Source organism: Psychrobacter sp. ENNN9_III (assembly GCF_001462175.1).
Taxonomy (GTDB): Bacteria; Pseudomonadota; Gammaproteobacteria; order Pseudomonadales; family Moraxellaceae; genus Psychrobacter.
The window spans coordinates 1-4,564 of sequence record NZ_LNUO01000057.1 but is presented as its reverse complement, the minus strand read 5'-3'; the positions used below and the strand labels follow the sequence as shown (position 1 = coordinate 4,564).

Genomic DNA, 4,564 nt, shown 5'->3' with positions numbered 1-4,564 from the left:
GAAATTTTTTTTTTTAGGGGGGCGGGGCCCAAGGAGTTTTTTGCTAAAAAATGAACAACATACAAAATTCATCAATTACTTCTATTAGTTTGACTATAATAAGTTAACTAATATTGACGACAACTTTGGATTTGACAAGATAAGGAAGTTAAGATGGCAAAGCCAGCAACAGAAAGCATTACCCTACCAGATTTTCCAGTAGCAATCGTTCGCAATCTCGATGGCCACTTGATTCATGACGATATTAGTTTAAAAGAGCTTGTACAGCATACCGATAAAGGACTCATTCTTTACTTTTATCCCAAAGACGACACCCCTGGTTGTACCACGCAAGCGACAGAGTTTACAGAACATTTAAATGTTTTTGACAAGCTTGGCTATGATATCGTTGGTGTATCGCGAGACAGCGTTGAGTCTCATAAGAAATTCATCACCAAGTACGATCTGCAAATTCCGCTAATTAGCGATAGTGATGAAAAGCTATGCCAGTACTTCGATGTCATTAAAGAAAAAAACATGTACGGAAAAACTACTATGGGTCTTGTGCGTTCAGTATTTGTATTTGATAAGGATGGGACACTGACCCATGCACAGCGCAACCTAAGAGCAAAAGGTTATACTGAGCGTTTGTTAGATACGCTAGGCGCGTAATCGCTTTGATTGATATTATTTGAACAATAAATAAGAGTACAAAAAGCCTTCCGAGCACTGATAAATGCTATCAGTATTAAGAAGGCTTTTTTGTTTTCAACATTTAATTGATAGACTATTAGCTTCTCATAAAGCCTAAATCTTGGTTATTAAAGTTACGAATATTGGGCGCAATCAAGCTCAAATCACTATTTGGTACACCAAACCATTTGGCCAAAGTGGCTGAATATTGATCGATAGACGTCGCGGGTAGCATCCGGCCTTGGCCTGTGTCTTCTGCCGTATTAAGTCCAATTTCAGGACTTTGTCCATAAAAGTCTCTACCATTAACTGCCCCGCCCATAATCATATGGTGACTACCCCAGCCATGATCAGAACCATCACCATTACTACTAAATGTACGTCCAAAGTCTGATGCGGTAAAGGTGGTGACACTGTCAGTCACATTTAATTCTTCAGTCGCCTCATAGAAGCTTGCTAAAGCATCATCAACCAAAGACATCTGTTTGCTGTGCCGACTTAATAAGCTCGAATGCGTATCAAAGCCTTTAAGACTCACAAAAAACACCTGTCTTTTTACACCAAAATGGCCACGCGCTTTGATAAGCTTTGCCACAACCTCTAGCTGCTCAGCTAAAGAATTATTGGCTGAAAATTGTGTTTTTAGCTCTCCAGCACTTTTTAATGCCGATGACATTGTGCTTTCAGCTTCTATGGAACGTAATGTGACTTCATTAATATGGTTTTCCATAATATTGTTACGACTTGAGGTAATAAGCTCTTTAAAAGCGCGTGCACACTCTTTTGAACCATAAAGTCTGGCGTTTTCTTGGGCTGATGGAATGGGAATGATACCGTCTGTTCCGATATTAAGAGGAACTGTTTTATCTCCTGTCAAAAATAGAGAGTTGTTAGCTGTACTCACACAAGAAAACATGGCTTGTGAGTTTTGATTCAAAATAAGGTCACCAATCTTTCCACCCCAGCCTTCCTTAAAAGCGGCAGAAGAAGTGCTTTGCCATATCTTTGTCTGTGTAGAGTGGGAAAATAGCATGTTTGGCAAAGGGACTGTTTTTTTGTTGAACTCATCTAGTGAGGTTGGTTGAATTAAAGTACCCACATTTTGTAAGACTGCCAGTTTTTTTAGATGAAACAAGCTATTTAAACGTTGAAGGTTTGGATGAAAGCCCCATTTTAGACCATTTGCTAAACTTGATGATGGTATCAATGGTAAGACTTTTGACTGGTCTATAGCGATACTTTGACGCACGTCTTTATAAGTCCTGTAATTCTTTGAATCGATAGGAATAAGCGTGTTGGCTTGGTCATTACCACCATCAAAAAACACACAAACCAATGCTTTATAGTCTGTAGCCGTTTGGGCGGCAGCTTCAGCCATACCCATCAAATTTATGGTGACAGGATTGGCCACGCCTGCTGCGGTTAGATATACTAAACGCTTTAAAAATGCTCTTCTTGATAATTCGCTCATAGTAGTCATTCGCTTTTAGTCGTCTTTTTATTTCTGCACAAGATAATCTGGGCTAACCATAGTCATAAACACAGCCAAATGAATGCGATTTTCTTTCCAGCCTGGAGTATCATCAGTCAGTGCTTTTAAGGCAGACTTTATCAACCCCATCGTTTTAGGTGACATCTGACCACCACATAAGATGAGATTTAAATGATCTACTAACTCTTCAGGTTTATCATATAGCTTCATCTCTGTTCTATAATTTGGTGCTATCTCGATAATAGTTTCAATAAACCCATAAAAAATACCCTTTTCGATCACACGTTTTATATGGTTGATATAACCTACCGTGGAGGTCACGTTATGCAGCTGAAGCTCTGGCGCTACTATTCCATTATCGATAAATGCATCTGTATTAGGCGCATAATCAATATCAAAAAAGTTAAATACTGATGGCGCTCGAAGAGGACTTTGATTTAAGTACCATTTTCTATTACTGGTATTGCTTATCTTCCATTCGCCCGATATGCTTTGGCGATTACTAAAAGTATGAACCCACTGAACTAGCCTGAGCATAGGTTCACGTACCTTGCCAATTGTCGGCGTATTATCAGGAAGATTACGAGCTTCTGAATCTGTCAAAATAGCCGTCAAAACTGACTGTAGATTACCGCGCTCACCGTTATCGTTACTATTAAAAACAGTAGCCACTCGTCTTATATAATGAGGACTAGGGTTACTGGTAACCAAACGCTGGATAAGCTGTTTTGTGATAAAAGGTGCAACGTTAGGATGATTAAACAACGTGTCTATTACAATCTCTAAAGCTTGCTCACCGCTAGACCCTTCAGGCACGGTAACACCAAAGAAACTCGTACTACGAGTATCATGCCGACTTGCTATATTAATCATGGGATTGCGCGTGAATTCAGTGTAAGTGATCGACTTATCAACGTTGGATCTATTGTCTACTGTCCATCCAGTTAAAGCTTGAGCAATGTTGCTGACCGTCTCTTGACTATAGGTTTCTATCGGCTTTCCATTGCGCAATTTGGGCGTGCCATCAAGATTTAACTCAACCAATCCGATAGTAAACAACTGCATGATTTCTCGAGCGTAATTCTCGTCTGGTCTGCGCCCTTTACTGTTGGCTTTTCTACTATGTCTTAAGTCGAGATAAGCGCCCATACCCATATTTAGGGTAATAGCCTTTAACAGATCTCTAAAATTTCCAAATGCATGTTCGTTGAGTACATCCCAGTAAGCAGCAACCGCAAACGATTTGTGCGGCAGACCCAAACCTACAGAGGACATGACCAGTATTTCTGATAGCGATATGGCCATACGCTTACGCAAGGTATCTTTAGCAGACAATAACTGTTGCCACGACATCCAGTCTGCAGACCAAGTTGAATAACGATGTTTTGCAGTATTGTATCCTTCGTTTAGCAACCAGTTGTATCCGCTAATACCGCTACGCATAGAAAACTGATTGGCCAGCCATTGATTTATACCAATGCTTTTAAGGTCTTCAATCTCAGCTTTAGTAGATGAGAATTGTGCCTGCTGCAAAAATCTAGCAGCATTGATATCATTTAACGGCTCTATATTCACTATATTATCTACCGGTGTACTGGTGGGACTAGAGATAGATGCATCGGAACCTGTCGTACTAGAACCTGCCGTACTAGAACCTGCCGTACTAGAGCCTGTCGTAGTAGAACCTGTCGTATTAGAGCCTGTCGTATTAGAGCCTGTCGTACTAGAGCTACTTGATGAACCACCTCCTCCGCAACCAGCGAGGAATAATGCCATAGAGGCTATAGCAGGGTGTTGCATCTTAATAGGGTGAAATGACTGCTTATTACCGAAGTTTTTAAAATAGGTTTCTTTTACGACCTTAGTGCGAGTCCTTTCACTAACTGTGGATAAAGACATTCTTTCGATCAAGTCTTCCATACAACTGCCTTGAGTAATAGGGTTAGATATATTTCTTAATCTCTAGTTACATCGATATGGCAAAATATCGATAACACCTGCAAAAGACTCAAAAATTGACAGATAGCTTTTAGTTTCAGTGCGTTATGAGCTAAGGCGCTCTCTCAAAAAAGGCCCAAAAATCTATGTAAATATCTGTTCTATTTTTAACCTGTCTTACCAAATTGTGTCTATTTACTGTAACAAGAGTAAGGTTTTTAACTATGTCAATAAGAAAATTTTATGAACTTGGTTAAAATTTATGCAATTTGTATACCAAGACCATGAACTCCTAATTAGTACTACCCTATTACCTAGATACGTTTCAAAACTTTCTGATAAGAAAGAAACCATGTTTACTGGTTTTAGTTGCTAATTCTTTAGAATTACTTATTCTGTCTGAGCAGGTAACTACACATTTTTGCAATAGCTTGCTACGTATAAATAAAGGCATCACGTGTA

3 protein-coding genes are annotated in these 4,564 nt (G+C 39.4%); 1 reads left to right on the top strand and 2 read right to left on the bottom strand.

Going from position 1 to position 4,564, the window contains the following annotated elements; all coding sequences use genetic code 11:
- Positions 1–153: 153 nt before the first annotated feature.
- A complete protein-coding gene (locus PENNN9_RS04160; RefSeq protein WP_058368475.1) occupies positions 154–651 on the top strand; it encodes a peroxiredoxin in 498 nt (165 codons plus the stop codon).
- Positions 652–769: 118 nt separating this feature from the next.
- On the opposite strand, the gene PENNN9_RS04155 is transcribed toward PENNN9_RS04160, so the two are convergent.
- Both PENNN9_RS04155 and PENNN9_RS04150 read right to left on the bottom strand, forming a co-directional pair.
- Positions 770–2,143 carry a DUF1501 domain-containing protein gene (locus PENNN9_RS04155; protein WP_058368474.1) on the bottom strand — a complete coding sequence of 458 codons (1,374 nt, stop codon included), beginning with the start codon at positions 2,141–2,143 and terminating at the stop codon, positions 770–772.
- 27 nt (positions 2,144–2,170) lie between these two features.
- Positions 2,171–4,084: a DUF1800 domain-containing protein gene (locus PENNN9_RS04150; protein ID WP_058368473.1), complete on the bottom strand. Its 1,914-nt coding sequence runs from the start codon at positions 4,082–4,084 to the stop codon at positions 2,171–2,173.
- Positions 4,085–4,564 lie beyond the last annotated feature (480 nt).

Coding starts and splice junctions, on each gene's coding strand:
- PENNN9_RS04160 (WP_058368475.1), top strand. CDS start 154: ATGGCAAAGCCAGCAACAGAAAGCATTACCCTACCAGATTTTCCAGTA.
- PENNN9_RS04155 (WP_058368474.1), bottom strand. CDS start 2,143: ATGAGCGAATTATCAAGAAGAGCATTTTTAAAGCGTTTAGTATATCTA.
- PENNN9_RS04150 (WP_058368473.1), bottom strand. CDS start 4,084: ATGGAAGACTTGATCGAAAGAATGTCTTTATCCACAGTTAGTGAAAGG.